Below are 26783 nucleotides of genomic sequence, written 5' to 3'. Positions count from 1 at the left end.
TTCGCACTTCTCTATCTGTTATTGGCTTAGCAAAAGAAAAGACCCGATGCAGCATAATTATATTGGCCGCATTCATACGAAACTTACATGACCGCTCGCGCACGCACTTTCCGCAACTGCCGCAGAACCTCTTCGAAACACTGACAATAATCAGAATTGTCAAAGGACGGTTCATTGGTTGGGTTACATGTCAATGCAACTGATCTCAATGTACCGTTACCCCATTTCGGATGTAAGCGTTCATAGCGCCGCACAAACTGGTCCGCTTTCATTGCCTTTTTGATCATCTTCGCAGCGCACTTTCTGCGCGACGCATGCGGCACAGACAACAGGACCCGTGCCGCTGCTGAGGCATCGCTATAGAAAGCGGGGCGCATCAAACGTTCACGCGAAGCCGTTGAACCAGACCAGCCCCATAGGTTGCTGAAACCTGCGCCACGGCCAAATCAAACGAAGCACCGATCCCGTCTTCCGCCTGCATGCCCGCCGTGTATTGCCATGAAGGTGTACCAACCAAAACTTCCCGCTTCAGCGCAGTTCCGTCAAAAACACGCACCAGATAGCTTTCGCTTTCTTCTCCAAGTGGCACTTCGGGCACATCCCAGTTGTCGCCATTGATCCGCGTCCTTCTGATCCAGCTCATGTCGAATTGGCCAGTCGGACGTTTCACGGCCTTAAGATGCGATGGGCTGTAAGGCCGCAAACCGTTTCCATCAAAAGCCTGCACAATCTCGCGGTATGACGGATCATCCAAGCCTCGCATCGCCGGACCGATCCGGAAATACTGTGCAACCCGCCTCAGGTTGGGGCTCAGTTCGATCTGCGATGGCACCCCGTCAAGCAGCACGAATTTCGATCCCGCTGGCCATTCACCGGGCATCAACGCGTCTGACCCCCCCTGACCTCTTAGCCGGTTAGACACCCAATAGGTGCGCGGCCCCACCAATTCGGCTTTGGCGAATTGGAAGACCTCCCAGTTATCGGCACTGCCATCCCCGATTGCTGCAAGATTTGCGCCCGAGAGCAACGCCTCCTCAGTAACGGATGAAAGTTCACCGCTTATCAACTCCACCTCCAGAACATCTCCGCGGTCAATCACTCCAGCACAGGCAGAAGGCATGGTACGCAGACTAACGCCAACCGTCGCGCGTGAGGCAATCACCTTGTTCAGTTGATAGTTCGCGTCAGTGGTGGATTGAAACAATGCTGCTGGTCCGGGCCACGGTCTGGCTGTTGCCGCGATGTGAGGGGCATGGGGAACCTCATCTCCCCTCAGCAAAGGCAGGTCGAGAAAATGTGAGACAACAGGCGTCGGCGCAACAAATGCCCGCGCTTGCACAACCTCGTCATAGATATCCGCAAGATCGTAAACCTCCGGCTCTATCCTCACGCCTTCGATCAACTGGACGTCCGATTGTTCCACCCGGTCGATCCGGTAGAGTGCCGCGCGTTCATGCCCGTCCCCAGGCAACTCGAATACATCGCCTGCGCCCAATTCCATCTTTGAGGGCGGCAGGGCCAGACGGACTGTGTCGCGCGCAACCCGTGCTTCGGTCAACCAGCGTTCCGCAATCTGACGTCCCTCCCCACGCGTCAACGCCAGATTGACCTCTGACCCTGAAACAGCATGGGTGGCGTCGTCAGCAAGCACAGCTTCTTCCGCAATCACATCAAAATCAGCGTCTGCCTGAACAAAACGCAACCGCATCCGGCCGGATATCTCAGCTTCGGCTTCCCGGCTCTGCTCGGCGACACCATCCAGTTCCTGACTGACGGCCAGACGATCAGGGTCAAGCGTTACAGCCTTCACGCCATCGCGCATGCGGAATTGTAGCAAACCGTCGCGCTCAATCGCATCAAAGCCGTAGCGGATCATCAAAGGTTGTAACGCTGTACGTGCATCCGCGACCTGTTCGACAGCGTAGCCACGAACATAGCCATACAACCCCTCAGTGCTAAAGGCTTTCAGCCCAGCGCGGGTACAAATCTCAGTCACCACAGAGGCAAGCGTCCGTCCGGCCGTCCGGCCGTTGATCCAGTGGCCCCGAGTGTAATTTTCACCATCGCTCCACTTGGCGACATTATTGGGGAATGCGGGATAAGGCCGCGTGTCGAACGCCCAGACAAAGGCCCGAGACATATCCAGCATACGCCCTTCGTATTCGGTAGAGACCGGATTATGCGCGGGATCTTTCCAATAATCGCTCATGGCACGCAGGTATTGCATTTGCATCAACTCGTCGCGTGCACCGGTTGAATGATAGGGTAATTTGCTTTCAGAGCTCTTACGGTCCAGAAACTTGTTAGGCTGGTTCGCACCCTTGTTTATCGCGGCGCAGCCGTACTCCGTAAACCATATGGGTTTTGACATCGGCTCCCATGAAGTTGGCTGTGCCGCACGAACATCATTTACGCGGTCATGGTGAAAATGCGCCCACCAGCCCTGAACGTCCTTGTAGCGGTACACCCAAGGCTCGAGATGCGCATCATCCGTGATGCCTGTCCTGATCTGCGCGGCACGCGCTTCGGGTGAATGGTAATACCAGTCGTATCCCTCTCCGCCCTCAATATTGCTCTTGAGGTACTCAAGATTGTAGGTCGAGTCCCAGTCTTCCCCGTCAAGATGGCCTGCTTCATCCCGCCAATCAGCGAGCGGCATGTAATTGTCGATGCCGATGAAATCGATGTTGGGATCACCCCAAAGCGGATCGAGGTGGAAATACCTGTCGTTCGATCCGTCCTGCGGTTGGTAGCCGAAATATTCAGACCAATCCGCCGCATAGCTGATCTTTGTGTCCGGTCCCAATATAGTGCGGACTTCGCTTGCCAAAGCTCGTAGTCGTTGAACCGCAACAAATACGTCACCCGCGCCCCGAAGCTGCGTTAACCCCCGCATCTCCGATCCAATGCAGAAGGCTTCAACCCCGCCTGCTTGCTGGCACAGGATCGCATTGTGCAGAATAAAGCGGGTGAACGTCCAGTTCTCGCGTTCGTCTACAAACTTGGTGCGGTCGAGTCTTCGCTTTGGGGTGCCACTCTCAGCACCCTCACCGCCTTCTCCGCCGGTCTCTGGCTCCCCGGCTTCACCTTCGCCACTGGAGCTGAAAGGCGCGTCTTCGCCTTCGCCTCCGGTCTCCTCCGTGGTTTCCGACCCGCCTACAACTTCCCCATTTTCCGAACCTTCGCCACCGTCTTCATCTTCACTGTCAGTCTCGTCTTCAACAATGATCGCATCCTCACCGCCCCAGTCGTTCAGATAAACGATCTGGTCTTCAATAATCACAAAGCTCTCGGCAGTCGCACTACCAAAGAAGGCGTCAATCTCGGTGCTCGCCAGTGCGCTCCTGTCTGGGGTTCCTGGTTGGCCCGGTGCTTTAGACAGAGTGATCCGCCCGCGCCATGGTAAATCGGGTTGGTTTTCCGCATCACTGTAGGGGTCGGGCAAGCCATTGTCGGTGAATTGATCCATCAGAATAAACGGATAAAACATCACCGCCTTGCCTGCGATCTTCAATTCTCGGATCGCTTCGATAACAGATTGATCGGTCGGCGTGCCCCCGTAAACTGGTCGCCCCTCATCTTGCGCAATCACATGCGCTAGACCGCGCGGCAATCCAGACACCCTCCATGGCATCTCGGCAGAGTCCAAACCAATGCTTTCTACCTTTGGCCGAATGGTACATTCACCGCAGCGCAAGTCGTCCCCGAACCATGAAACCACCATGGAGACCGCCTGCAGATTAGGGAGCTCTTCACACATGGCTTCGGTGGCAACCTTGAAGTCGGTCTTGCCTGCCGGGGTGGAGATGTTCGCGCTTTGAAACGCGCCTGTCTTTTCCTCGAAATTTATCGGCGAAGTCGCAAGCGCGTATTCGCCTGTCCCGGGGATCAATGCCACCCCCTCAATACCAAAGGCCGGAGTGTCCTCCCATCCGTCAACACCAGGTTGCTCGGGTCGCAATACCTCGAACGAGAATTGCGGAACACGGTTGCCAAAGGCCGCAAGGCTGAGGTGCTCCATCACAACATATGCTGTGCCGCGATATGCTGGAACGCGGCCCTGTCCCTCAATCGCTTCCATTACCGGATCGGGAAGCTGATCCATCGTGCCGGTGTACACACTCATATTGAGATCATCGCGAGCAACCTCCTCACCATCCGCCCACACGCGTCCGATCCGCGTGACCTCACCTTCGCAGACCGCGATAGCAAGGCTGACAGTATAACTGAATTGTGTCGTGGTCGGCTGTGACCTGCTACCCTTCCCCCCTCCGGTGGTGGTGGTGCTTTCTTCGAAGTCCGATGCCCAGATAACATGACCGCCCAGTCGCATCCGACCGTAGGTCTGCGCGATCGGATCACCTTCACCTGCACTGGTCAATCTGAAGCGGTCGACCTTACCCGTCTCGATCGCCTCTCCACCCTGCCCCAGCAGACGCTGGTCAATTGCACGGCCCAAAGTAGCCCCGACTGCGCGGCCAATCGCTACCGAAGACAGACCCGCAAGCGTGCCGCCCACAGAGCCACCGAGAGCCGCGCCTGCGACCGAGAATAGGACCGTTGCCATGGGTTAGACTCCTTTAGGAAATTGAAAACGGGCAGCAATACGCCGCCGCCAAGGGGTGCTGAGCGGGCTCTCAACGACACCGTGGCCTGTATAGGCGTGCACAAAAGATGCCGCCTCACCGACAACGGCCTGCACCCCCAAATGTTTCGCCACCGCGCGGTCCCGCATACGAAACAGGATCACATCACCGGCCGCTTCATCGTCTTTGGGCTTGCCGATCAGATGACGCCGGGCCGCTGCCCAGAGCCGTTCTTCTCCCTGTGGCTCCGACCAATCCATCGAATAGGCCGGTGTGGCTTCGGGCTCGGCACCCAAAACCTCCCGCCATATACCGCGCAGCAGCCCCAGACAGTCGCAACCTGCCCCCTTTGCAGAGCTTTGATGCACGTAAGGTGTACCGATCCAGCCTCTCGCCGACGTAATAATCTTGGCGCTATTCATCTCAGCGACCCACCAGAGTTGGGACCGGTGGACTTGGGCACAGCAACAACCCAATCTTCGCCGGGCAAATCCGGGAAGCCTTGAAAATTGAGCAAGTTGTCAAACTTCAAACGACAGGTTTCCATCTGCTTGTTGCAACCCGCAAGCAGCCTCACTTGCGTACCTGTGCTCACATTTCCCTTGATCGGTTCCCAAAGCTCGATCACCCGCTTCTTGCCTTTCGTACGATCGTGTTTGATCAACCCGAACAAACCAGCCGCCGTACCGTTCAGCACTTCCAGCCGTCCGCGAATAAAGAATTCTGGATCAAAGCCGGGCAGCGCATCCCAAATGAACGATCTGCCCCGGTCCTCGATATCCACCGCAAGCGTGATCGAATACCCTGGAAGGCCTGCATTAAACCGACATTGCTTATCCCCCAGCACAGCCGTGCATGGCTTTTGATAGACCCGCCCCAAAGTCCTGTTCAGCACCTCGGTCAAGCCACGAAGCTCGGCGCGAAATGCCCCCCCTGCGCGCTTCATCTCGCCGATAGTGCCACGGAACTGCAACCAGCGTTGCGACACATCTGCCCAGTTAACCAACCAGGCCTGCACCTCAGCTCCGTCAAAGCGGCCCTGCTCGATCTCGTCTTCACGGATTGACGCATCACTCAATGCACCGACGGCCTCCGTGTTATCCACCGACAGGCCCGTGGTCTGGGCAATCGCACGTGCGCTCAGCCCCGCATCAGCTCGGAACGCCACCCCTTCAAAGGTCAGCGGCAAATCGTGGTCAGTAAAAGCCAGACAGACCCCGTCCTTTCGGGTGATCTTCCACGCATGACAAACAGTGGTCAGTCCGCCTTCAAGATGCGCCTGTAGCGCTGGATCAATCCCCGCCATCAGATGCGCACCTCGATTACCGGTACCGATGGCACTTGGCCTGCCTGAAAGCTCTCGACGCTGGTCAGAATGCGGTCTGTATCGAACCGGACAGGCACATCAAATTCGTAACCCGCGTAGATCTCCATGTCCGGGTCAGGCGGATGCGCAAAGGTGATAATGCCCGTATTGGCATTCACCTCATAATCCAGCCCTTCTTGCAATTCGTCCTGTTCCACACCCACTTTCACCGACCCGGCAACAGGTTTCTTGATCGGCCGCCGGTACATCTGCTCACCCGACCGGTAGGTCTTCATGATCTGGAAATCACGATCCACACCGTTGCCATAGCCAATGCTCTGATCATCAAAGACCGGATCAAGCGTGGCGCGGCCGGATTTGTAGTCAGCCCAGTCCTTCCAGCGAAATCCATGCATCTGTCCCAGACGCGCCTCGAAAAAACCGATCAGCACTTGCAGGTCATCAATAGACCGCATGCCAAGCCCAGCATCATAGCTCCGCCGCGAATGCGCCCAAGGCGTGTTACGCTCCTCGAACCCGTTCGCCAGCGTCACCACGTCCGTGCGCCGCTGCGGCCCTCCGACCGAACCAAAGCTCAGCGTTGGAGGAAATCTTACCTCGTGAAATGCCATCGACCTGCTCCTGACCCTTTTAGAAAATTAACGATTGCGGTTGCCCGAAGACAAAGCGCGGCTCATCTGTGCCGCGATCTGGCTTTGCGAGCGTTGAAACCCCTGCACATCGGGCGTGGTAATGTTCATCACCACTTGCGGCGCACCACCGCCGCCCCCGCCGCGCACCCCCAACTTACCGTCCGGTCCGCGTGCCAATGGCATGATAGCTTCCGGCCCCGCTTCCCCCATCAGGCCGGTACCTCCGCGCATCGGAAATGTCGTCGCACCGCTGACCACGCCCCCTTGGGCAAACGGCATCACCTTGCCTTGGCTAAACGGGGCTCCGTCGGCAAAAGGCAGAATGCCCTGCACGAGTGACCCGACACCCTGGCTGATCAATCCACCAACATGATCTGTGACAGGCTTCATCGCCGCGTTGTAAGTGGTATTTGCCAACGATTGCGCCACGGTCTTGAGCGCATCCGACATCTTCATGCCGTCAAAAACCACCCCGTCGAACGCCCGCCGCAAGCCCTTGCTCAACCCCTTTTCCAGCGTCTGCATATCCTTGCCCGTTGCCGCCAACGACGTAGACATGCGCCGCAACTCGGTATCAAATCCGGATACAAGCGCCCCCGTGGTCGCAAGCGTCGCGTTCAAATCCTCTGCATGTCCTTCAAGCCCGCCATAGTCATCGAAATCAGCCATCAGCTGTCCCCTTTTCCTTGTCCGGATAGGCCGCCATCAGCGCCGCCAACCCATCGCTCAACATCGGTTTGTCGGCACCTGTGCTGCCGAGCATCACCTGCAACTCCACCGGCGTGAGCGCCCAGAACGCATCGGGCTTTAGGCCTAGCCCATGGAAGCCCACACGCATTAGTGCAGGCCAATCCAGTCCGCTCACACCACCACTCACTTCGGCACCACAAAAGCCCGCGCCAACAACTCCGCCGCCGCTTTGGCCGCGCCCATAGGGCCCCCGTCAATCTGCGCTGCTGCGATCTCTGCATCGGTCATCTGCAACCCGCCGCCGCGCAGACCCGCGCCCAGTAACGCGACCACGTCCCGACTGGAGAACCGGCTCGCCTCAAACCGCTCGACAAGTCCGACAAGGGAACTCTCACAAAGCCCCTCTTCAAGCTCTGCCAAAGCCCCCAAGGTCAACCGTGCCACGCAAGGCTTACCATCTACGACCAGTGCCACGTCCCCTCGCCAGCGGTTCGCCATGCTCAAACCACCAGATCGGGCGTAAAGATCAGGATACCGGCCGACTGAAGACTCAGCTCATAAGTCGCCTCACCGTTCAGCTGCCCCGCATACTCAAGCGACGTGACCTGAAACGGCCCCTCGACGACGCCGAACTCAGGGATCACGATCTGAAAATCCGGCGTTAGCCCGTCAAAGAACAACTGCCGTGCCCGTTCATCCGTACCTGCATCCCGAAACACACCCGACCCAGAGATGCTACACGAACGCACACCGGCACCCGCCAGCAACTCACGCCAACCGCCTTCACTGTCCAACGTAGTCACATCGACGGCTTCCGCATTGAAACTCACCCTCGTTGCCCGCAATCCTGCAATTGTCTCGAACTGCCGGTCGCTGGTCATATCTACTTTGACCAAAAGGTCCTTGCCTGCCTGAACAGCCATATCGTCTCTCCTCAAATTACCTTGAAACCTCAGTCGTCCTGCACCCGCGCTGCAAAGCGCAGATCGATCTGCCTTGTGGCTGCCGCCTCCACGCGCGCTGCGCGGGCCTTCTCGAAGCGCATGCTCACTAACCTACCGCGGCTTAGCGTCAAATTACCGTCGTGAAGAATGTCACTGATCGCGGCAGCCGCAGCCTTCGCTTGTGCAAACCCTGCATTGGTGGTGATCACAGAGACGGTAAATTTGTGCACTGCCCCCGCCCCGCTTCCGTCAGAGGCATCGGTGGCGTCTTCACCGCCTAACCGCACGTAGATTGGCGGCAACGCCCCGGTTGGCACAGCGTCATAAATTGCCGTCCCAACGATCATGACGAGTACGCTGTCCCCCGACAAAGCCTCGAATACCGCTGTCTGTAGCGGTCCGGACAAAGCAAAAGTCATACCACCTGCTCCTCTTTGGCGTAACAAGTCAGGTAACGGCCCTGCGGGTCCCGCTCCGTCACAGCATCGATTGTGAAAATACGGGCACCCATACGAAACCGCTGGTTTGCGCTAGGCCGCTCCGGCGTGCCAAAGGGGGCACCCCGCACCACAATTTTGTAGTTCACCCTTGTGACCGGTGCGCCAATGCGGGCAGCTTCACGGCCGGTTCTCGCGGTGATCTCCGCCCAAAGGGTGCCCAACACCACCCACCCCTCAACATAGCCGCCCGCCCCGTCGCTCACCGTCTCTGGTGCTTCAAGCAGCAATGCATGATTTAACTGCGGGATACTCATCTGCCCGCTCCCGTTCCAATACGGATGTGTTTGTAGCGCTCAATCAGGCTGGTAACGCCAAACGGCATGCAGCCCGTGCTCAGCCCGGTATCGTTGCGATATTCGTAGTAGTGCGCGGCAAGCATCAGCACCGCCTGACGCAAATCTGCTGGAACACCATCCCAAGCGGCATCAAATCCCGCCTCAAAGGTAATCACGACTGACCCACCTTCGGGGACAGCAGGCAGCATGCTTCCAGCGGTGCGCAGCTTCGGCATCTGCATGTCACGTTCGACCCAATAGGTCGCCGGATCAATCACGGTGCGTTGTCCATCGCGTGCGATTTTCTCGACAGTAACGACGCCTGCAACCGGAGCCACGACAAAAGGCTGGCTCTCGCACGAACGCCATTCCGTCAACGATTGCGAAAACGTCCGCCGCAACAAAATCTTGCCGGTACGCCCTTCAACCGCTGCCACGGCAGCCCTCAGGAAAGACACCAGCACCCCATCCTGTATGTCACCCGGACCAAAGCCACTGCCCAACCGCAGGTGAGCCTTGAACGCTTCGACGGGCAGGCCCGCGTCGGAAATGGGTGTTTCTTCGATCAACATCATGGACAACTCCAAAATTCGTCCCTCGTTCGCTTGGGCTCGGTTGTGAACACGGACGCGCGGCCACCTGCCCTGCTCGGTCAGAGGGGAGCAGCTAGGCAAAGCAGGCATCTCCGGTCGCGCGTCCGAAGCGGGATCAGGTTGCCCCGGCCCCTGCTCCGGTCATGACAATTAGGCCACGCCGAATTTCAGCAGCTTGATGGCCGCAAAATCAGACACATCGCCGCCCACACGCTTGGTCGCATAGAACAACACATGAGGCTTGGCGCTAAACGGATCGCGCAGGATACGCAGGTCGGGGCGTTCAGCCACCGTATAACCGGCGCGGAAATCACCAAACGCGATGGAGAAACTGTCACTACTCGCATCCGGCATGTCCTCGGCGACAAGCACCGGATAGCCCATCAGCATCGCAGGTTCGCCCGCCGCCAGACCGTCCGACCACAGGAAACGCCCGTCCGCATCGGTCAGCTTGCGCACGCGGCCCGCTGTTTTAGAGTTCATGACGAACGCACCATTGGCGCGGTACTGCGCACCCAGCGAATAAACCAACTCGACAATCGCATCCGGCGTCACTTCGCCATCAACTTCCGTCGGCACATACCCAAGATTGCCCCAGGTCCAGACGTCATTGTCGACCGCCGGATGGGTCAGAAAGCCCTTGGGCTTGTCGATCCCATCACCGTTCACAAATGCGGATGCTTCGGCCCGCGCAAATTTGTCGGCTATGCGCCCCGCAAGCCAGCTCTCAATGTCAAATGCACTGTCATCCAGCAGACGCTGAGAGGCTTTGGGCAGCGCGCTCAATTCGTGCAGACCAATAGTGATGCGGTCGATCTGCGGCGTATCCGTCTCAGCGACTGAACCACTCTCTGTGGCCCAGCCAGCACCGACATCGGTGTGATCCACCAGCACGTCGTAGGACGTGGCCTCAACCTGCACAACGCTCGCAATCGCTCGGATCGAAGCAGTCGAATTCAGCACCGACTGCACCGTGGCACTCGTTTGTGGATCAACCAGATAGCCGCCATCGGAATTCACAGCAGTGGACAGTGATTTGCCCTCCAGCTCCAGACCGCGCAGGCCATCATCATCGCCATTGCGCAGGTACTTATTAAACGCCTTTTGATGGGGGGCACTCGCATCAGTGGCTCCACCCAGTGGTGTACGCGCAGGCAAATTCATTTTTCGATCCAGCATGGTCATCCGCTCTTCTGTTTGTTGAAGTTTTGTCTCAATTTCAGCCTGAAAGCCTTTGAAGTCAGTGACAAATCCCGTCACCGCCACGCGCACTTCCTCAGCCGGGGAAAGACTCCCCGTTTCCGTATTGCTCATCCGTCACTCCCGAATTTGCTGCTTACTCCGGCGCAAGCTCCCGCCGCGCCATCCTGTGCCGCGCCCCTTCAAAGGTCGCCGCCATGTCGCGCAAGATGTCACCGACGTGGACAAAATCGCCCTTCGCCGCCACCCGCGCACTGGGCAGCATCGGAAAGGTCACCAGTGACACCTCCCAAAGCTCCAGTTCCGACAAGAGCCGCTGGCCCTTGGTATTTTTTGTTGCTTTCACCGTGCGGTAACCGATGGACAGACCATCGATCGCCCCCGCCGCAATAAGCGACGCCGCCTCACGCCCCTTCTCGACACTGTCAAGAATGCGACCTTTGACGAATAGCCCCTTCGCGTCTTCACGCACTTCGTCCCATACGCCGATCGGTTGCGCTGGATCGTGCTGCCACAGCATCTTGATGTTGCGCCCCGCGGCAGCAACAGCCTTGAGCGACGCGCCGTAAGCGCCGCTTTCGACCACATCGCCGCCCTGATCGACCGCGCCAAACAGGCTCGCATAACCGCTGATTTCGGTGCCGCCGTCGACAACCTCAACCGCCTCGATAGCCACGAACTTGCGCTCCAGCACCGGTATCCCACCAGACACAGCTTCCCCGTTCTTCAGCGCAAAGCTGAAGCCGTTCACGTCATATCCCATGACTTAACTCCTTGATATTTGGTCCGACCTAAGGCGTGACCACCAGAAAACCCTGAACCGCCTGCGACAGGATCACCGCAACCACCCCATAAACCGTGAGCCAAAGCCGACGTTCCATCCGCTCCATCATCTCTTCCAGACGGTCCATCCGTCTGGTGATGTTTTCATGGTGGATCGCCGTCACCCGCTCGTGGGCCTGCAACTTTAGTCCAGGGGCGCAATCAAATCGCTCGTATACGGATGGATCACTCATCAACGGCCACCGCCGGCAATCCCAGCAGACTGCGCTTTTCCGCCTCGCTCAAGAACGTGGCGCTTGCCACCCGCTGCCACTGTGCGTCACGCTCCGCCTGCAAGGCAGGAACCTGATCGAGATCGGGCTTCACGTCGACCTCGTCACCGGTAAACCCTGAAATCCAGCTGGCTAGCGTTGCTGTCACTCGCGTCGCCAGCGGCAGGACCGTCAACCGGTAGAACGCGCGATGCGCCTCCTGATAATTTGCGTAAGTCGCATCACCCTGAATACCCAGCAGCATGGGCGGCACCCCGTAGGCCAGCGCAATTTCCCGCGCTGCGGCTTCCTTGGTCTTCTGGAACTCCATGTCCGAGGGCGAGAAACCCATCGGCTTCCAGTCCAGCCCTCCTTCCAGAAGCATCGGCCGCCCTGCATTGCGTGCTCCCTGATGATGGCTCTCCATCTCCGCGACCAGTCGCTCGTACTGATCCGCGCTCAGATGTGCCTGCCCCTCAGCCCCTTTATAGGTGATTGCCCCCGATGGCCTTGCCGCATTGTCCAACAAAGCTTTTGACCAACGCGACGCCGCATTGTGCACGTCCATTGCCATCGCCGCCGCCTGCATCGGCGCAAAACCATAGTGGTCGTCCTGCGGATGGAAGCTTTTGAAGTGGCAGACCGGCGACTTGCCGTCTCCTACCGCGAAACGATGTTTGCGCCCGCCCACCGCGTACTCATACGCCACCGGCCAGCCATCCGCACCGGGGACGACTGACATCCGGTCCGATCGCAGCACATGCAGCTCCTGCGGTACGCCATCGCCCACCGCTTCGACATATCCGTTTCCGCTTAGCAGGATCTGCGCGTATAGCGCTTCCAGCAGTTCTGCACGCCCCTGTGCGCCATTCGGACGGGCCAGCAAAGAAACCACCGGATGCGCATCATAGCGACGCTCACAGTCCTGCACGACCAGTGGGAGAGCCGCCGCCGCCTCCGCAATTAGTTTGACCGAACGGAACCCAACCGGATTGCCGCAAAAGCCGGTCTTCGTCAGGCTCACCGCGTCACGTGGGCTCCAGGCGATACGCCCGCTTGTCTGATAGGCAACGACCGGTCCGGTAGCCGATGCTTTTTGCGAAAACACCGTTTCAGCAGTTTTTGCATCAGGCACAGACCCCGCCGCCGTCCCCCGTCGCAGAAAATCGAACATCAGCATCAACTCCTCTTAACCCATCCGTCTTGAGTACAATTTGCCTCAAAGTGTTTAATTCCATGCGACCCCACCGAACGCATGGTCGCGCAACACGCCCTGAACCCCACATAAAAGAAAAAAGGGCCGCACACCCTTCGGCACACGACCCACTATTGTTTCAATTCAGACCGCGCGTCAGAGCGACCGCACTGCAGGACGCCGCCATTTCGCCGCCGGCTCGATCATTAACTCGTGTAGCGCCCAGACCAGCGCATCCACACGGTCAGGACTACCGCCGCCTTCATACCCGCGCGCCGTCATCCGACACATCTGGTCCTCCAGCACATCCAGTCCGCGCACATGGCTCACGCGTCCCTGCTCATACAGCGCGGCCACTGGCTCTGCCCTTGCCACCTTGCCTTTGGATGCATGTACCGACTTGATTGGCACCATGGGGTCCACCTGCCGCAAGACCTCGCCGACCATAGCCCCGCCTTGATTGACCTCTGCCACCAGCCTGTCCGCACCATACTGCTCCATGGCTGCAATTGCTGCTTTGGCCCAGCCTGACGGGGTCGCCCCCCGCACGGTGCAATCGGCTAGCACGACTGCCCGCCAGTCCTGGACCGGGCCTTGTGTCACCGCTCCGACCACAACGATACCGCATTCATCGGCAGCCGATCCGGTAGATGCAGCGGGATCAAGCCCCACGACGATCCGGTCAAACGCTGGCAAGGCGTCAACACGCCCGTCTTCCAACGCCTCAGAGGTCCAAAGCGCCCCTTCCGCATCCGCCAGCAACACGCCGTCCAACTCCTGCCGCCCCAAACGTGTCCCTTGATAACGGGCCTGTACTTCCTCCAAAAAAGAGGACGCCAGATGGGCCGCGTTCGCCTGCGTCGGCGCATGTGTTTGTAACGTAGACGGGGATGCCAGCACACGCTTCAACACATCCACGTTTCGCGGCGTCGTTGTTACGCAAACCCGGGGATCATCCCCCAACCGCAACGCAAACTGCAATTGGTCCCACGTTTCCTGCCCGCGTTTCCACTTTGCCAGCTCATCCACCCAAGCTGCATCGAACTGCGGCCCCCTCAGACCTTCGGGATCATGCGCCGTATGCACCGTCGCAATCGCGCCATTGGGCCAGACCAGCCGCTTGCGGCCCGCCTCCCAGACCGGTTTTCTGTCAGGGGGAGAACAGGCAATGATGCCACTGTCACCGAACACCATAACCTCGCGGACCTGATCAATAGTCTCGCCCACCAAGGCGACGCGCCGACACGCACCCTCGTCTAATGGTTTGGCACCCTCAACTATGGAACGGACCCATTCGGCACCTGCGCGGGTCTTACCGGCACCTCGCCCTCCAAGGACGACCCATGTCCGCCATGCGCCTTCGGGCGGCAGCTGATGATCCAGCGCCCAGAAATCGAATAGATAAGGGAGCGCCATCAGCTCCCCCTCTTCCAATTCACTCAGAAATTGCTGTTGGACGTCCACATCTGCGCAAGCGATCCAGCTTGCACCCGATCTCAGCCCGCGCTCTGTCCAGGTCGAGGGCATATCCGCCTCGTGCGATGCCATCCTGTTTGGTTCTACAGTCATTGAGAAAGTTCTCCGCTTTGGCACATTGCGTCACAAGCTCCCGAACCTCGTTCAGGGACTTCTTTACGGCCGTTTCATTGATCGGTTTTCCCGTCAGGGACTCTTGTGTCAGCCCTTCAATCTGCTGCCGCAACGCAGCGATTGAATCACGCAAGGAAGCGAGAAGCTCAGCTCCCCGCGCGATGTCTTGCTCTTGGGTAACAGTTGTCATGGTGGCTCATACCTTCCGTATGGTCTCCCGACCGACTAGGCATGAAAAAAGCGGCAGTCGGGATCATTCCCAAAGCCGCTCGCCCATGTCCTCTAGCATGCCACAATAGTTACATTCGAACGTGCGCAAAGTCAAGAAAAATAGGGTTAACAGAACCCTTCAACACCGTGCGATCATTGGTCAATTTGGGATTATATCCCACTTCTTCAACGGCGATAACCCACCCGTTAAGGGGTTAGTTATCACCTGTAGTTGCTTCACTTTCAGCCGCGCGTTCTGCCTCAATCTGCCGCCACACGGCCACGTTGGCATTATGCTCTGCCAGTGTCACGGCAAAAGCATGGCCACCGGTGCCATCCGCCACGAAGAAGATGTAGTCGCTCTCGTCCGGCTGCGCCGCGGCCATCAGACTTGCAAGACCGGGATTTGCAATCGGCGTTGGCGGCAAGCCATTGATGACATAGGTGTTCCAAGGTGTCTCGGCCCTCAGCTCTGACCGGCGCAAACCGCGGCCCAACACACCTTCCCCCTTAGTGATCCCGTAGATCACCGTCGGGTCCGTCTGCAGACGCATGCCTTGGTTTAAACGGTTTACGAACACGCTGGCCACCTGACGACGCTCTGCGGCAACGCCCGTTTCTTTCTCCACAATAGACGCCAGGGTCAGAAGCTCTTCGGGGCTTTCAATAGGCAGGTCGGGATCACGCGCGGCCCAGGCATCTGCAATCCGCTTTTCCTGCGCGGCTTCCATGCGAGCCACAACGGCAGCGCGGTCATCACCGGGACGCACCTCATAGCTGTCAGGGGCCAGTGAGCCCTCAGCTGGCACCTCTGCTACCTCGCCCTCCAGAACATCCATCGACTTCATCGCGTTCACGATCTGCCAACTGGTCACGCCTTCGGCCAGCGCGATACGGAATCTGGTATCGGCCTGCGCTTTCATATCGTTATAAATCGCAGGCACTTCATCCTCATCTGGATTGAATTCTGCCCTCTCGACGAACCGACTGGTCGCAGGATCAAGTTCGCGCACCTGAACCGAGACGCGGTTCACACCGATCCTGTAGACAACTTCGGTGCCGCAAGTGCTCGCCCCGCCCTTGGTGACGGTCTCGACGATCTCCGACATGGACGTGCCAGGCTCCACCAGAAAGCTGCCTGCTTTCAGCTGGCTGGTCTTCTCCTCATAATCCGCACCCATACGAAAAATCGCGGCAGAGCTGACCGCGCCCTGATCCGCCAAGTCATTGGATACACGACGCATATTTGATCCAGGCTTCACCTGTAGACATATCGCCTGATCAAGAGGACCCTGTGATGTATACTCGGCCCTTCCCCAGACGATTATACCGCCCAGCAGGAACAGGGCGACAACCAGAAAGGAAACCGCGTTAGAGGCAATGTTGCGCCACATGTGTCAGACCTTTCCGAACAAGACGCTCGCATTGGTCCCGCCAAACCCGAATGAATTGGACAGTGCCACGTTGATCTCACGCTTCACGGCTTTGTTGGGGGCCAGATCAATCGAGGTTTCCACCGCAGGATTGTCCAGGTTGATCGTTGGCGGTGCCACCTGATCGCGGATCGCAAGGATCGAGAAAATCGCCTCGATCGCACCAGCAGCGCCCAGCAGGTGTCCTGTCGCCGACTTGGTAGATGACATGGTCACTTTACCAGCATCCTCACCCATCATCCGCTCTACGGCACCCAGCTCAATCGTATCGGCCATCGTCGATGTGCCGTGCGCGTTGATATAATCGATATCTTTCGGCTCTTTGCCAGCATTGCGCAGCGCGTTGCGCATAGACCGTTCACCGCCCTCACCATTCTCTGATGGAGCCGTGATGTGGTAGGCATCGCCAGACAGGCCATAACCAATCACTTCGGCATAAATTTTGGCACCACGCGCCTTGGCGTGCTCATATTCTTCAAGCACAACAATCCCGGCACCCTCACCCATGACAAAACCGTCACGGTCCGCGTCGTAGGGGCGTGACGCCTTTTGTGGATCATCGCCGCGCTTCGTGCTCAGCGCCTTACACGCGTTGAAACCCGCAATCCCGATCTCGCAAATTGCCGCTTCCGCACCACCTGCGATCATCACATCCGCGTCGCCGTGCTGGATCAGACGTGAGGCATCGCCAATCGCATGAGCGCCGGTGGAGCACGCAGTCACCACCGAGTGGTTCGGCCCTTTAAACCCGTAACGGATCGATACCTGACCGGAGATCAGATTGATCAACGCACCGGGTACAAAGAACGGGCTCACCCGACGCGGGCCCTTTTCTTTCATCATGATTGCTGTGTTGGCAATCGAATTCAATCCGCCGATACCGGAGCCGATCAGAACACCTGTCCGCTCAAGGCTCTCTGTGTCCTCGGGCATCCAGCCTGCATCCTCAACAGCCTGCTGTGCCGCGGCCATGCCGAACAGAATGAAGGTATCCACCTTACGCTGCTCTTTCGGCTCCATATATTTGGACGCATCGAACGTGCCATCGCTGCCGTCGCCAAGCGGCACTTCACAGGCATACTGTGTTACCAATGCAGAGGGATCAAAACCGGTAATTGGTCCGGCTCCGGATTTTCCGTCAAGGATACGGCTCCAGCTTTCCTCGACCCCATCGGCCAAAGGTGTCACCAAACCCAAACCTGTCACTACCACTCTGCGCATTGATGTAGCCCCTTCAACTGCTTGCGATGGCTATACCTTGCAGCGGCCCTCAGATTCAAGAGGAACTGCTGGACCGCTTTCGGAACCAAGCGAAGCACCGCGCGTTATTTCGCGAGAGGAATTTTTATGTCAGACCTAACCGAAATCATTCTGCGGGTGATCATTGCCGTTGCCACGATTGTCGCTCTCACGCGTATCCACGGGCTGCGCAGTTTCTCAAAGATGTCCGGTTTCGACTTTGCGATCACTGTTGCGACGGGTTCTGTCCTCGCGGGCGCGGTCACAACGCTTTCCACCCCGCTCTGGCATTTTATCGCCGCACTCGCAGCACTTTTTGCACTTCAGATTGTCATGGCGCAGCTCCGGTCGCGCAACAATGCCGTTGAAAGCGCGATGGATAACACCCCGATGTTGATTATGGAAAACGGCACCCCGATCCACGAAAACCTGAAACGTGGGGGCATGACCCTTTCGGACCTATATGCCAAGCTGCGCGAAGCAAACGCTTATGATCTTGCCAAAGTACATGCAGTGATACTGGAAAACACCGGCGATGTCAGCGTCTTACACTTCTCAACAGACCGGTCAAAGCTTTCTCAGGAGGTGCTGGAAGGCGTCCGGCGAAGCTAATTAGACTGGCGGCCCTTTGCGCGTCATTAAACGCACAACATCGCCACCCATCTCGACTTCGCGCAATTCCTCATACCCCAAGGTTGCAGCGATCCGCAGCGAATTGATGTTCTCAGGCGTTATGATGCAAACCGTTCGACCTGCAATAACACGATCGAACCAATCATGTGCCGCTTGCACAGCCTCGAGCCCCAGCCCCCTCCCCTGTGCTTCAGGGGCAAGAACCCAACCCGCCTCCGGGTATGTATCGAAATCTGACCCCAAATCCCTCGACCCAAAAAAGAAACCGGTCTGTCCGGCCATCTGAGCCATGTCGCGCGGCTGAATTGCCCACTGGCCGAAACCACTTATCTGCCAATGGCCTGCATTGCGTAGGAACGAATCCCATGACAACGCCTTGCTGCGCGGCTTACCGGTGATCTGCGAAACAACTTCGGGCGTCGCCCAGATCTCTGCAAAACGTGCAAAATCTTCAGATCGCATTGCCCTCAACGTGAGGCGCTGGGTATTGATAGTGGGAATCGTACGCGACATCTCGAACGGGCCTTGCGCTTGGGGGGAGGTCTTGTTTGCAATGTGCAAAGCGGCCCGCCCATGAGCAAGCCCCGACCTGACGTCGGCAACAAAAAACGGCGTCATTCCGCTCGGAATAACGCCGTCTTGGAGATTTCTCGCTGACCGGGCGCGCAACGCGCCCGATGGATCAGGAAGCTTCTTTGATGAACTTCACCGCATCGCCGAATGTCTGGATGTTCTCGGCTGCATCGTCTGGAATTTCGATGCCAAACTCTTCTTCGAACGCCATTACCAGCTCAACTGTGTCGAGGCTGTCAGCACCCAGATCGTCGATGAACGACGCATTCTCGGTAACTTTGTCCTCTTCCACACCCAAGTGCTCAACAACGATCTTTTTAACGCGGTCTGCGACGTCGCTCATAAGTAAGTCCTCACTCTTCAGGCCAAAGGCCCCTATTTTTATCCGCACGCCCGATCCTGAGGGCGGTTGGAGGATGCTCCATACTGGAGCGGCTCTGCCCCTTGTTTGCACAAGAGCAAGGGCGCAATCAAGCACCCTCGGATACGAATCTGCGCCCCCTTTAGCACATGCCAAGCGTGGCGCAAACGATATCCCGCACGGGTTACAACATGGCCATGCCACCATTGACGTGCAAGGTTGCCCCCGTCACATAGCCCGCTTCTTCGCTGGCAAGGTAGACAACTGCGCCTGCAATCTCTGATGGATTTCCCATGCGACCGCTTGGGATTTGCTCCATGATTCCAGACTTTTGATCATCTGTCAGCTTTTCTGTCATGGCAGTGGCGATAAAGCCGGGCGCGATCGCATTCACGGTGATCCCGCGGCTCGCGACCTCATAGGCCAATGACTTGGACATACCGATCATGCCCGCCTTGGAGGCCGCATAATTGGCCTGACCGGGGTTGCCAGTTGCCCCCACAATGCTGGAGATATTGATAATACGGCCCCAGCGGGATTTCATCATGCCCCGCATCACGCCCTTGCACAGCTTGAAGGTGGCGGTCAGGTTCACATCCAGCACGGACTGCCATTCATCGTCGGACATCCGCATAAACAGATTGTCGCGGGTGATACCTGCGTTGTTTACCAGAATATCAACCGATCCCATCGCCTCAATCGCCTGTTTCGGCAAAGCCTCGACTGCTGCCATATCACTTAGATTGCAGGCAAGCACATGCGCCCGCTCTCCCAACTCCGCCTTCAACGCCTCGAGCGGTTCCACCCGCGTACCGGACAGACCAACGGTTGCCCCCTGCGCGTGCAACTGGCGTGCGATATCCGCACCAATGCCACCGGATGCACCGGTGATCAGCGCCTTCTTACCTGTCAGATCAAACATATCTCTTCCCTCACTTAATCCTGCTTTATACCCGAACGCACGTCTCAGGCGTCCTTGAGCGCCGCAACATCGTCTGGCGTGCCGACTGCGCGGCAAGTGCTTTCTTTCGCAATGCGCCGGATCATGCCCGACAGCGCCTTGCCCGCACCGATTTCCCAAAACTCGGTGACGCCTTGTGCTGCCATCCACTCAACGGATGAACGCCAGCGCACGCGTCCGGTAACCTGATCGACCAGCAAACCCTTGATCTCTGTGGCGTCGGTGACGCTTGTCGCCAACACGTTCGCGACCAACGGCACGGCCGGATCATCAAACTGCACCGTCTCCAACGCACGGGCCATTTCGTCTGCCGCAGGCTGCATCAATGCACAATGAAACGGCGCAGAAACCGGCAGCGGCAAAGCGCGTTTGGCCCCCGCTTCTTTCGCCAGCACAATGGCACGTTCGATTGCGGATTTATGACCTGATAGCACATTCTGGCTGGGATCATTCTCATTGGCGAGCTGGCAGACCTCACCTTGGGCTGCTGTCTCTGCCACCTTATCGGCCGCGTCGGCATCAAGGCCCAGAACCGCTGCCATCGCACCCTGCCCAACGGGCACAGCCGCCTGCATCGCGCGGCCGCGAATACGTAGCAATCTGGCCGTATCTGCCAGCGACACCGCGCCCGCCGCACAAAGGGCGGAATATTCCCCAAGCGAATGACCCGCCACAAAAGCGGCCTTTTCCAATCCGATCCCTTCGGCCTGCATCGCCGCCAGCGCCGCCATGGAGGTCGCCATCAGCGCAGGTTGCGCATTCTCTGTCAGGGTCAGCGTCTCGATCTCGCCCTCCCAGATCAGATCAGACAGCTTTTCGCCCAACGCCTCATCCACTTGCGCAAACACCTCCCGCGCCGCAGGATAGGCATCGGCCAGTGCCTTCCCCATCCCGATAGTTTGTGCGCCCTGACCGGGGAAAACGAATGCAACGCTCATATAACAGCCCTCTTTTTATGCTTTTATCCGGTCTAGCCTGCACGGTCCAAACGGACAAGAGCGCAGGTGTACTGTGCGTCAATGGCGATTGTTCCGGCCACGCATTGCTATATCTAGGTCCGCAGAGCAACGAACGGAGCACCAGATGGCCTTTACCAACACCGATATTCGCTATGGCGGCGTGACCAAGACCTTTCACTGGCTGACGGCGCTCCTGATCCTAACGCTTCTGCCACTGGGCTTGTTTGCAAATGATCTGCCTTACCAGACAGACGCCGAACTCGCCCGGAAGGCATGGTATTTCTCGGTGCACAAAACGCTCGGCGTGACCGCGTTCTTTGTCGCTGCCCTTCGTATCCTCTGGGCCATCGGTCAGGTCAAACCGGGCCTTTTAAACGCTGACAAACCAGCTGAGAGTTTCGCAGCCGAAATGGTGCACTGGTTGCTCTATGCCTCACTGGTTATTGTTCCTTTGTCGGGCTGGATCGGCCATGCCGCTGCCGAAGGATTTGCCCCGATCTGGTGGCCGTTCGGCCAGAACCTGCCCTTGGTGCCAAAATCAGTCGCAGTTGAACATTTCTTCGCTGCCATCCACTGGGTCGCAACCAAAGTGCTGGCTCTGTCGCTTCTGTTGCACATAGCAGGCGCGCTCAAGCACCACTTCATCGATGGCGATGCCATACTGCGCCGTATGCTGCCGGGGGAACCTGTAATCGGCCCGCTGCCCCCTGAAAGCCACAGCAAGGCACCGGTCATTGTGGCGACTGTAATTTGGGCCGCAGCACTTGGTTTGGGTGCCACGTTCGGTCTGGCCCAATCAAAGGAACAACCGGCTCAGGTCAGCCTCGAACAGGTCGCATCCGACTGGAATGTGCAAGAAGGCGAGATCACCCTGACGGTTACACAATTCGGCAACGAAGTCTCCGGCAGCTTTGCCGATTGGACAGCGGCGATAACCTTTGACGAGACAATCGTTGTCGGGGACGTTGGCGCGGTTCAAACCACTGTGGCTATCCCTTCGCTGACCCTAGGCTCGGTCACGCAGCAGGCCATGGGCGCGGATTTCCTTGATGCCAATACGTTTCCTACAGCCGTATTCGATGCAATCCTGCGCCACGGTTCAGACGATTACGAAGCTGTAGGCACATTGACGATCAAGGACCAGTCCGTCCCGGTTGTTCTCCCATTTAGCCTGACCATTGAAGGTGACACCGCGCAGATGCGTGGAGACGTCACACTCGACAGGCGCAACTTTACGGTGGGCACGAACGTGAACGATGAGGCAACGCTCGCCTTTGACGTTGCGATTTCTATCCGGCTTACAGCAGTGCGTGAGGGGGACTAAACTCCACACAACCACCCTGCTCTGAACAAAACAAAAGCCTGCCGAAACCATCGGCAGGCTTTCTTTTAAACTTGTAGCTAGGTCTGTGCTTAGTCCGCTTTCATCGCTTCAACAGAAATCATGACCTGCACTTCATCGCTCACGTATGGCGCAAATGCACCAACATTGAAGTCGGACCGCAAAAGCGTGGTGGTAGCATCAAAGCCGGCCCAAGGCTTGCCCGCCTGCGGGTGGTCACCTGTCTGGTTCAGTTTCGCGTCAAGCACGACAGACTTGGTCACATCGTTCATGCTCAGATCGCCGGTGATCTTGGCGGTATCGTCGCCGGTCACTTCGATTGACGTTGAGGTAAAAGTTACCATATCGCCATCGCTCGCACCGAAAAAGTCGTCAGACATGAAGTGGCCTTCACGCTGCTCCCAGCCGGTGAACATCGACATCACGGGCATCGAAACAGACACGCTTGAGTTTTCTGGCGCTTCCTGATCGAACATGATCTCACCCTCAAAGCCCGAGAACATGCCATATGTCGTTGAGAAACCAAGGTGGTTGTAGTTGAAAATCACTTGTGAATGGCTGGAATCAAGCACGTATTTCTCAGCGGCAATCGCATTGGTCGCACCAAAAGCCAAAGCGGCTGCGAAAAGCATCGGTTTCATCATCGGAGGATATTCCTGTGTTGGATCAAAGATAGAAACCAATATGGCTCAATTCGACAATCCGGCAACTCGACACCAGCACACAGCTTCTGCGCTTTGACGAACACGCAGGCTTTCTAGGACGCAAAAAGGGGTGCGTTGATCTAATCAACACACCCCTATGCTAAATTCATTGGTGGTCAGGAGCCTTATGCAACTTTTCCCGCATCACGCAAACCAGCCAGAAGGCTTGACAGAGAATTGCGGTCAGTCAGGCTGACTTCAGCAAGGAACACGCCCTGCTTGTCCCACAGGCTCACATTGTTGCCTGCCTGCTCGACGTGTGCGAGCTCTGCAAAAGGGCAGCTTTGCAGAACAACCGGTGCAGAGCCGCGCAAACGGCGCACAAGGCGGACTTCGCGGCGGATCGTATCGACTTCGACTTCGGGGGAGGGTGGCGTGCTGCTTGCACTGATCAGACCAAGACCTGCGATAACCGCGCTGACTGACAAGATTAGCTTGAACAACATCAGGTCAGGTTCCCATGACGCGCCGGGGGCAAGCCACAGACCAATCGCTGCAAGAGTAAGTGCTACACCAGCCAGTCGTTGTGCACCGCGAATAATCATGCGGCCGCCGTCGGCCATGCGCACAGGTTCGGGTGCTTGGGTGGGCTGCGGCATGAAATCAGCTGTTGCAGTCATTTTCTTAATCCCTCGGTTGTCGAATTTGTTGGTCTAGTTTTTTTTGTTGGTTAACCATTGCCCCTGAAAAAAGACCAAAAAGGGGCGGACCCGTGACGCAAGCGGGACCATGTCGGGGCTTTAAAATGTAACGGCGGATGCCGGGCATCTATGAAACGGGATTGCGCATTATTGAATTCGGCCCTACTGCTTGCGCCATGGCCCGGCCGCCAGCTGCTCGCAGGGGAAACCCTTAGTGAAGTGCCGACATCTATCGTCTGACCTTTCTTTAATGTTCCCGCATGGTCGGCAATGCGAGCACCCATTCCAATTGCGGAACATCTGAAAAGAGGTTCGCGATGTCCCAAACCAATTCATTCACCCACGGTCCTTTGGGCCGGATATTTCTAACAACTGCCCTGCCCATCATCTTTGTAATGAGCATGAATGGCCTGCTGACTGTGGTAGATGCCATCTTTCTGGGCCGGTATGTCGGCACCGAAGCTTTGGGTGCCGTCACACTCATCTTTCCGCTCTTTATGTTGATCGTGGCGTTGGCGACGCTGGTGTCCAACGGCATGTCCAGCATTCTGGCCCGCAATCTGGGGGCTGGTGAGATGGAAGCTGCCCGCGCGACCTATGCCGGAGCGCATGGTATGGCGCTGCTCGTCAGTATCGCGCTCATTCTGGGCTACCTGTTATTCGGCCGGCAACTATCTCTTGCACTGGCCTCGGGGTCCACGCCGCTGGCCGGTATGGCGCAGACCTATCTGGGCATTACCACCTTTGTATCACCTCTCGCCTTTATACTGGCCGTGAACTCGGATGCGCTGCGCAATGAGGGGCGCGTCGGTTTCATGGCAGCAATGAGCCTGCTCGTTTCGCTCTCCAATATCGGTTTCAACTACGTGCTGATCGCGATGCTGGGTCTTGGCGTAGCGGGATCGGCATATGGCACCGCGCTGGCGCAGCTTTTGGCTTTGGCTATCATAATCGCCTACCGCATGGCGGGTCGGGCCGAACTGCACCCGCGTGACCTGCTGCACAGATCACTCACACACAACTGGGGACGCATCTTTGCATTAGGCGCACCGCAAAGCCTGAATTTCATCGGCATCGCCCTTGGAGCCACTGCAACCATCATCGCCCTGCAAATTATCGACGCGCCGCAGTACGAGGCAATCGTTTCGGCCTACGGGATCGTCACACGCGTGCTGACCTTTGTGTTTCTGCCGCTCTTGGGGATGACACACGCGCTGCAATCCATCGTCGGGAACAACTACGGCGCACAGGCGTGGCAGCGGTCGGATCAAAGCTTGCGGATGGGGATATGGGTTTCTTTGGCCTATTGTGTCACAGCGCAGTTTTTGCTGATGGTCTTTCCTGCGCAGATTGCCGGCTTCTTTGTGGAGGACCCCGAGGTGATTGCCGCCTTCGTCCGCATCTCCTTGATCAATCCCTTGATGCTTTGGCTTGTCGGGCCGCTATTGATGATCGCCACCTATTTTCAGGCGATTGGCAACGCGCCACGTGCGGCAATCCTCGGTCTGACGAAACCCTACGCCTTTGCACTGCCGCTGACCTTCGGTTTGCCATTCCTATTCGGGGAAACGGGCATCTGGCTTGCCGGACCAGTGGCCGAGGTGATGCTGGCTGTGTTGACCATGCTGGTTCTGTCACAAAGCGCCAAGGCCCTTAACCTGCGGCACGGTTTGTTCACCGCCCCGGCAACCTGACCCATTTGGCACGCGCGGCCTCTTGCCCCGCGTGCCAGACCGTGTATATGGAGCCTTCCTTTGCAAAACGATTGAACCGCGCAGTCTCTCGTGGTGGGGCCGCAAAGGAGCTTGCCCTACCTATGAAATGCGCCTTGATATAAATGGAGATACCATGCCGCTGTATGAGCATGTTATGATTGCGCGTCAGGATTTGTCCAACACGCAAGCCGAAGGCCTTATCGAACACTTTGGTACAGTCCTTGCCGACAACGATGGCAAACTCGTGGATAGCGAGTACTGGGGCGTCAAAACGATGGCCTACAAAATCAACAAGAACCGTAAAGGCCATTACGCCTTTTTGCGCTCCGATGCACCGGCACCTGCCGTGCAGGAGATGGAGCGTCTGATGCGTCTGCACGACGACGTGATGCGTGTTCTGACCATCAAAGTCGATGAGCACAAAGAGCTGCCATCTGTACAGATGCAAAAGCGTGACGAACGGCCTGACCGCCGTGAACGTCGCTGATTTTGGCTTGAGAAAAAGGATCTAAACCATGGCTGCAAAACCATTTTTCCGCCGTCGCAAGGTCTGCCCCTTCTCGGGCGACAACGCACCTGCGATCGACTACAAGGACACACGTCTGCTGCAACGCTACATCTCTGAGCGTGGCAAGATTGTTCCTTCCCGTATCACCGCGGTATCCGCGAAAAAGCAGCGTGAACTGGCCCGTGCCATCAAACGCGCCCGCTTCCTCGCCCTGCTGCCCTACGCCGTTAAGTAAGGAGAGACATCATGCACGTTATCCTTCTTGAGCGCGTCGCGAAGCTTGGCCAGATGGGCGAAGTTGTTGACGTAAAACCGGGCTATGCACGTAACTACCTCTTGCCACAGGGCAAGGCGTTGTCAGCGTCCAAAGCAAACATCGAAGCTTTCGAGGGCCGCAAAGCCCAGCTTGAGGCACAAAACCTCGAGACCAAGAAAGAAGCCGACAAGATGGCTGAGACCCTGAACGGTCAGCAGTTCATCGTGATTCGCTCTGCGTCTGACGCAGGTGCGCTTTACGGCTCCGTCACAACACGTGACGCAGCAGATGCAGCAACCGAGGCCGGCTTTACCGTCGACCGTAAGCAGGTTGTTCTGTCCGCGCCGATCAAAGAACTGGGCCTGCACGACGTATCCGTCGTTCTTCACCCCGAAGTCGAAGCCACAATTCAGCTGAACGTTGCACGTTCTACTGAAGAGGCCGAGCTTCAGGCCTCCGGTAAGTCCATTCAGGAACTGGCCGCAGAAGAAGAAGCTGCAGCAGACTTCGAGATTGCAGAGCTGTTCGACGATATCGGTGCAGCAGCATCTGATGACGACGATCTGGCCGAATCCATCAGCGAAGATGCTGACGAAGGCACAGGCGACCAAGACGAGACAGCTGGCAACTAAGCCACCGTTTCATCGATGTAATTCAGGAAAACGCCGCGTACCACGCGGCG

At 57.5% G+C, this 26783-nt stretch carries 31 protein-coding genes; 6 read left to right on the top strand and 25 right to left on the bottom strand.

Features of this window, described 5'->3' with window-relative positions; genetic code table 11:
• Positions 1-83: 83 nt before the first annotated feature.
• The 19 genes from Z946_RS21975 to fabF all read right to left on the bottom strand — a co-directional run bounded on the left by Z946_RS21975 (position 84) and on the right by fabF (position 17430).
• Entirely contained in the window at positions 84-377 is a 294-nt protein-coding gene (locus tag Z946_RS21975; protein ID WP_025054001.1) for a DUF7742 family protein, read from the bottom strand.
• Complete coding sequence (locus Z946_RS0101605) at positions 377-4567, bottom strand: baseplate multidomain protein megatron (RefSeq protein ID WP_025054000.1); 4191 nt, start codon at positions 4565-4567, stop codon at positions 377-379. Before Z946_RS0101605 ends, Z946_RS21975 begins: the two co-directional genes overlap by 1 nt.
• A gap of 3 nt (positions 4568-4570) precedes the next feature.
• Complete coding sequence (locus Z946_RS0101600) at positions 4571-5008, bottom strand: NlpC/P60 family protein (protein WP_025053999.1); 438 nt, start codon at positions 5006-5008, stop codon at positions 4571-4573.
• Complete coding sequence (locus Z946_RS0101595; RefSeq protein ID WP_025053998.1) at positions 5005-5892, bottom strand: DUF2163 domain-containing protein; 888 nt, start codon at positions 5890-5892, stop codon at positions 5005-5007. The genes Z946_RS0101600 and Z946_RS0101595 overlap by 4 nt, the downstream gene beginning before the upstream one ends.
• Positions 5892-6524, bottom strand: a complete 633-nt coding sequence (locus Z946_RS0101590) for a DUF2460 domain-containing protein (protein ID WP_025053997.1) — start codon at positions 6522-6524, stop codon at positions 5892-5894. Before Z946_RS0101590 ends, Z946_RS0101595 begins: the two co-directional genes overlap by 1 nt.
• Before the next feature lie 27 nt (positions 6525-6551).
• Entirely contained in the window at positions 6552-7214 is a 663-nt protein-coding gene (locus tag Z946_RS0101585; RefSeq protein WP_025053996.1) for a phage tail tape measure protein, read from the bottom strand.
• Entirely contained in the window at positions 7207-7410 is a 204-nt protein-coding gene (locus Z946_RS21290) for a rcc01693 family protein (protein ID WP_025053995.1), read from the bottom strand. The genes Z946_RS0101585 and Z946_RS21290 overlap by 8 nt, the downstream gene beginning before the upstream one ends.
• Before the next feature lie 8 nt (positions 7411-7418).
• Positions 7419-7733: a gene transfer agent family protein gene (locus Z946_RS0101575; protein WP_025053994.1), complete on the bottom strand. Its 315-nt coding sequence runs from the start codon at positions 7731-7733 to the stop codon at positions 7419-7421.
• 2 nt (positions 7734-7735) lie between these two features.
• Positions 7736-8158 carry a phage major tail protein, TP901-1 family gene (locus Z946_RS0101570; protein WP_025053993.1) on the bottom strand — a complete coding sequence of 141 codons (423 nt, stop codon included), beginning with the start codon at positions 8156-8158 and terminating at the stop codon, positions 7736-7738.
• 29 nt (positions 8159-8187) lie between these two features.
• Positions 8188-8598 (bottom strand): DUF3168 domain-containing protein, encoded by a 411-nt coding sequence (locus tag Z946_RS0101565; RefSeq protein ID WP_025053992.1) that lies wholly within the window; start codon positions 8596-8598, stop codon positions 8188-8190.
• The gene (locus tag Z946_RS0101560) at positions 8595-8933 is read right to left on the bottom strand and encodes a phage head closure protein (protein WP_025053991.1); all 339 of its coding nucleotides are present in this window, start codon (positions 8931-8933) and stop codon (positions 8595-8597) included. The genes Z946_RS0101565 and Z946_RS0101560 overlap by 4 nt, the downstream gene beginning before the upstream one ends.
• The gene (locus Z946_RS0101555) at positions 8930-9529 is read right to left on the bottom strand and encodes a head-tail connector protein (protein ID WP_025053990.1); all 600 of its coding nucleotides are present in this window, start codon (positions 9527-9529) and stop codon (positions 8930-8932) included. Before Z946_RS0101555 ends, Z946_RS0101560 begins: the two co-directional genes overlap by 4 nt.
• A gap of 168 nt (positions 9530-9697) precedes the next feature.
• The gene (locus tag Z946_RS0101550) at positions 9698-10861 is read right to left on the bottom strand and encodes a phage major capsid protein (protein WP_025053989.1); all 1164 of its coding nucleotides are present in this window, start codon (positions 10859-10861) and stop codon (positions 9698-9700) included.
• A 22-nt stretch (positions 10862-10883) separates the two neighbouring features.
• Positions 10884-11510 carry an HK97 family phage prohead protease gene (locus Z946_RS0101545; RefSeq protein WP_025053988.1) on the bottom strand — a complete coding sequence of 209 codons (627 nt, stop codon included), beginning with the start codon at positions 11508-11510 and terminating at the stop codon, positions 10884-10886.
• Positions 11511-11538: 28 nt separating this feature from the next.
• Positions 11539-11763 carry a GTA head formation protein, RCAP_rcc01685 family gene (locus Z946_RS0101540; protein WP_025053987.1) on the bottom strand — a complete coding sequence of 75 codons (225 nt, stop codon included), beginning with the start codon at positions 11761-11763 and terminating at the stop codon, positions 11539-11541.
• Entirely contained in the window at positions 11756-12958 is a 1203-nt protein-coding gene (locus Z946_RS0101535) for a phage portal protein (RefSeq protein WP_025053986.1), read from the bottom strand. Before Z946_RS0101535 ends, Z946_RS0101540 begins: the two co-directional genes overlap by 8 nt.
• Positions 12959-13132: 174 nt before the next feature.
• Complete coding sequence (locus tag Z946_RS0101530) at positions 13133-14503, bottom strand: DNA-packaging protein (protein WP_174416543.1); 1371 nt, start codon at positions 14501-14503, stop codon at positions 13133-13135.
• A gap of 488 nt (positions 14504-14991) precedes the next feature.
• A complete protein-coding gene (gene mltG, locus Z946_RS0101520) occupies positions 14992-16170 on the bottom strand; it encodes an endolytic transglycosylase MltG (RefSeq protein WP_025053983.1) in 1179 nt (392 codons plus the stop codon).
• 3 nt (positions 16171-16173) lie between these two features.
• Positions 16174-17430 carry a beta-ketoacyl-ACP synthase II gene (fabF, locus tag Z946_RS0101515; RefSeq protein ID WP_025053982.1) on the bottom strand — a complete coding sequence of 419 codons (1257 nt, stop codon included), beginning with the start codon at positions 17428-17430 and terminating at the stop codon, positions 16174-16176.
• Positions 17431-17556: 126 nt separating this feature from the next.
• Between fabF and Z946_RS0101510 the strand changes: the two genes are divergently transcribed.
• Positions 17557-18060 (top strand): DUF421 domain-containing protein, encoded by a 504-nt coding sequence (locus Z946_RS0101510; RefSeq protein ID WP_025053981.1) that lies wholly within the window; start codon positions 17557-17559, stop codon positions 18058-18060.
• Here the strand turns inward: Z946_RS0101510 and Z946_RS0101505 are convergent, their stop codons facing one another.
• From Z946_RS0101505 to fabD, 4 genes are all read right to left on the bottom strand, one after another.
• Positions 18061-18594: a GNAT family N-acetyltransferase gene (locus Z946_RS0101505; RefSeq protein ID WP_025053980.1), complete on the bottom strand. Its 534-nt coding sequence runs from the start codon at positions 18592-18594 to the stop codon at positions 18061-18063. It abuts the gene before it with no gap.
• A 169-nt stretch (positions 18595-18763) separates the two neighbouring features.
• Complete coding sequence (locus tag Z946_RS0101500; RefSeq protein ID WP_025048350.1) at positions 18764-18997, bottom strand: acyl carrier protein; 234 nt, start codon at positions 18995-18997, stop codon at positions 18764-18766.
• 202 nt (positions 18998-19199) lie between these two features.
• A complete protein-coding gene (fabG, locus tag Z946_RS0101495; RefSeq protein ID WP_025053979.1) occupies positions 19200-19937 on the bottom strand; it encodes a 3-oxoacyl-[acyl-carrier-protein] reductase in 738 nt (245 codons plus the stop codon).
• Between the two features lie 44 nt (positions 19938-19981).
• Complete coding sequence (gene fabD / locus Z946_RS0101490; RefSeq protein WP_025053978.1) at positions 19982-20914, bottom strand: ACP S-malonyltransferase; 933 nt, start codon at positions 20912-20914, stop codon at positions 19982-19984.
• Positions 20915-21059: 145 nt separating this feature from the next.
• On the opposite strand from fabD, the gene Z946_RS0101485 reads away from it, so the two are divergent.
• Complete coding sequence (locus Z946_RS0101485) at positions 21060-22259, top strand: cytochrome b/b6 domain-containing protein (RefSeq protein WP_025053977.1); 1200 nt, start codon at positions 21060-21062, stop codon at positions 22257-22259.
• 89 nt (positions 22260-22348) lie between these two features.
• On the opposite strand, the gene Z946_RS0101480 is transcribed toward Z946_RS0101485, so the two are convergent.
• Together Z946_RS0101480 and Z946_RS0101475 are read right to left on the bottom strand one after the other, a co-directional pair.
• Positions 22349-22921 carry a YceI family protein gene (locus Z946_RS0101480; protein ID WP_037969000.1) on the bottom strand — a complete coding sequence of 191 codons (573 nt, stop codon included), beginning with the start codon at positions 22919-22921 and terminating at the stop codon, positions 22349-22351.
• A 185-nt stretch (positions 22922-23106) separates the two neighbouring features.
• The gene (locus Z946_RS0101475; RefSeq protein WP_025053975.1) at positions 23107-23601 is read right to left on the bottom strand and encodes a hypothetical protein; all 495 of its coding nucleotides are present in this window, start codon (positions 23599-23601) and stop codon (positions 23107-23109) included.
• Positions 23602-23939: 338 nt separating this feature from the next.
• Here Z946_RS0101475 and Z946_RS0101470 point away from each other — a divergent pair, with 338 nt between their 5' ends.
• The 4 genes from Z946_RS0101470 (at position 23940) to rplI (ending at position 26733) form a co-directional block, all read left to right on the top strand.
• Entirely contained in the window at positions 23940-25316 is a 1377-nt protein-coding gene (locus Z946_RS0101470) for an MATE family efflux transporter (protein WP_025053974.1), read from the top strand.
• 154 nt (positions 25317-25470) lie between these two features.
• Entirely contained in the window at positions 25471-25824 is a 354-nt protein-coding gene (gene rpsF / locus Z946_RS0101465) for a 30S ribosomal protein S6 (RefSeq protein ID WP_025053973.1), read from the top strand.
• A gap of 28 nt (positions 25825-25852) precedes the next feature.
• On the top strand, positions 25853-26080 hold the full coding sequence (gene rpsR, locus Z946_RS0101460) for a 30S ribosomal protein S18 (RefSeq protein WP_005852865.1): 228 nt from the start codon (positions 25853-25855) through the stop codon (positions 26078-26080).
• Positions 26081-26091: 11 nt separating this feature from the next.
• A complete protein-coding gene (rplI, locus tag Z946_RS0101455) occupies positions 26092-26733 on the top strand; it encodes a 50S ribosomal protein L9 (RefSeq protein ID WP_025053972.1) in 642 nt (213 codons plus the stop codon).
• Positions 26734-26783: the final 50 nt, after the last annotated feature.

This window comes from Sulfitobacter noctilucicola, assembly GCF_000622385.1.
Taxonomy (GTDB): Bacteria; Pseudomonadota; Alphaproteobacteria; order Rhodobacterales; family Rhodobacteraceae; genus Sulfitobacter; species Sulfitobacter noctilucicola.
Note: the sequence above shows the minus strand (reverse complement) of the source record. Positions and strands in the feature narration are given on the sequence as shown.

What these genes read in the sequence shown, in the direction of transcription:
- Z946_RS0101555 (WP_025053990.1), bottom strand. Translation starts at nt 9,529, where the DNA reads ATGATGTTGATCGAAGAAACACCCATTTCCGACGCGGGCCTGCCCGTC.
- Z946_RS0101500 (WP_025048350.1), bottom strand. Translation starts at nt 18,997, where the DNA reads ATGAGCGACGTCGCAGACCGCGTTAAAAAGATCGTTGTTGAGCACTTG.
- Z946_RS0101560 (WP_025053991.1), bottom strand. Translation starts at nt 8,933, where the DNA reads ATGAGTATCCCGCAGTTAAATCATGCATTGCTGCTTGAAGCACCAGAG.
- Z946_RS0101565 (WP_025053992.1), bottom strand. Translation starts at nt 8,598, where the DNA reads ATGACTTTTGCTTTGTCCGGACCGCTACAGACAGCGGTATTCGAGGCT.
- Z946_RS0101595 (WP_025053998.1), bottom strand. Translation starts at nt 5,892, where the DNA reads ATGGCGGGGATTGATCCAGCGCTACAGGCGCATCTTGAAGGCGGACTG.
- rplI (WP_025053972.1), top strand. Translation starts at nt 26,092, where the DNA reads ATGCACGTTATCCTTCTTGAGCGCGTCGCGAAGCTTGGCCAGATGGGC.
- Z946_RS0101550 (WP_025053989.1), bottom strand. Translation starts at nt 10,861, where the DNA reads ATGAGCAATACGGAAACGGGGAGTCTTTCCCCGGCTGAGGAAGTGCGC.
- Z946_RS0101540 (WP_025053987.1), bottom strand. Translation starts at nt 11,763, where the DNA reads ATGAGTGATCCATCCGTATACGAGCGATTTGATTGCGCCCCTGGACTA.
- Z946_RS0101530 (WP_174416543.1), bottom strand. Translation starts at nt 14,503, where the DNA reads ATGCCCTCGACCTGGACAGAGCGCGGGCTGAGATCGGGTGCAAGCTGG.
- Z946_RS0101480 (WP_037969000.1), bottom strand. Translation starts at nt 22,921, where the DNA reads ATGATGAAACCGATGCTTTTCGCAGCCGCTTTGGCTTTTGGTGCGACC.
- Z946_RS0101470 (WP_025053974.1), top strand. Translation starts at nt 23,940, where the DNA reads ATGTCCCAAACCAATTCATTCACCCACGGTCCTTTGGGCCGGATATTT.
- Z946_RS0101590 (WP_025053997.1), bottom strand. Translation starts at nt 6,524, where the DNA reads ATGGCATTTCACGAGGTAAGATTTCCTCCAACGCTGAGCTTTGGTTCG.
- Z946_RS0101505 (WP_025053980.1), bottom strand. Translation starts at nt 18,594, where the DNA reads ATGTCGCGTACGATTCCCACTATCAATACCCAGCGCCTCACGTTGAGG.
- Z946_RS0101570 (WP_025053993.1), bottom strand. Translation starts at nt 8,158, where the DNA reads ATGGCTGTTCAGGCAGGCAAGGACCTTTTGGTCAAAGTAGATATGACC.
- mltG (WP_025053983.1), bottom strand. Translation starts at nt 16,170, where the DNA reads ATGTGGCGCAACATTGCCTCTAACGCGGTTTCCTTTCTGGTTGTCGCC.
- Z946_RS21975 (WP_025054001.1), bottom strand. Translation starts at nt 377, where the DNA reads ATGCGCCCCGCTTTCTATAGCGATGCCTCAGCAGCGGCACGGGTCCTG.
- rpsF (WP_025053973.1), top strand. Translation starts at nt 25,471, where the DNA reads ATGCCGCTGTATGAGCATGTTATGATTGCGCGTCAGGATTTGTCCAAC.
- fabF (WP_025053982.1), bottom strand. Translation starts at nt 17,430, where the DNA reads ATGCGCAGAGTGGTAGTGACAGGTTTGGGTTTGGTGACACCTTTGGCC.
- rpsR (WP_005852865.1), top strand. Translation starts at nt 25,853, where the DNA reads ATGGCTGCAAAACCATTTTTCCGCCGTCGCAAGGTCTGCCCCTTCTCG.
- Z946_RS0101575 (WP_025053994.1), bottom strand. Translation starts at nt 7,733, where the DNA reads ATGGCGAACCGCTGGCGAGGGGACGTGGCACTGGTCGTAGATGGTAAG.
- fabD (WP_025053978.1), bottom strand. Translation starts at nt 20,914, where the DNA reads ATGAGCGTTGCATTCGTTTTCCCCGGTCAGGGCGCACAAACTATCGGG.
- Z946_RS0101585 (WP_025053996.1), bottom strand. Translation starts at nt 7,214, where the DNA reads ATGGCTGATTTCGATGACTATGGCGGGCTTGAAGGACATGCAGAGGAT.
- Z946_RS0101510 (WP_025053981.1), top strand. Translation starts at nt 17,557, where the DNA reads ATGTCAGACCTAACCGAAATCATTCTGCGGGTGATCATTGCCGTTGCC.
- Z946_RS0101545 (WP_025053988.1), bottom strand. Translation starts at nt 11,510, where the DNA reads ATGGGATATGACGTGAACGGCTTCAGCTTTGCGCTGAAGAACGGGGAA.
- fabG (WP_025053979.1), bottom strand. Translation starts at nt 19,937, where the DNA reads ATGTTTGATCTGACAGGTAAGAAGGCGCTGATCACCGGTGCATCCGGT.
- Z946_RS0101475 (WP_025053975.1), bottom strand. Translation starts at nt 23,601, where the DNA reads ATGACTGCAACAGCTGATTTCATGCCGCAGCCCACCCAAGCACCCGAA.
- Z946_RS0101600 (WP_025053999.1), bottom strand. Translation starts at nt 5,008, where the DNA reads ATGAATAGCGCCAAGATTATTACGTCGGCGAGAGGCTGGATCGGTACA.
- Z946_RS0101605 (WP_025054000.1), bottom strand. Translation starts at nt 4,567, where the DNA reads ATGGCAACGGTCCTATTCTCGGTCGCAGGCGCGGCTCTCGGTGGCTCT.
- Z946_RS0101485 (WP_025053977.1), top strand. Translation starts at nt 21,060, where the DNA reads ATGGCCTTTACCAACACCGATATTCGCTATGGCGGCGTGACCAAGACC.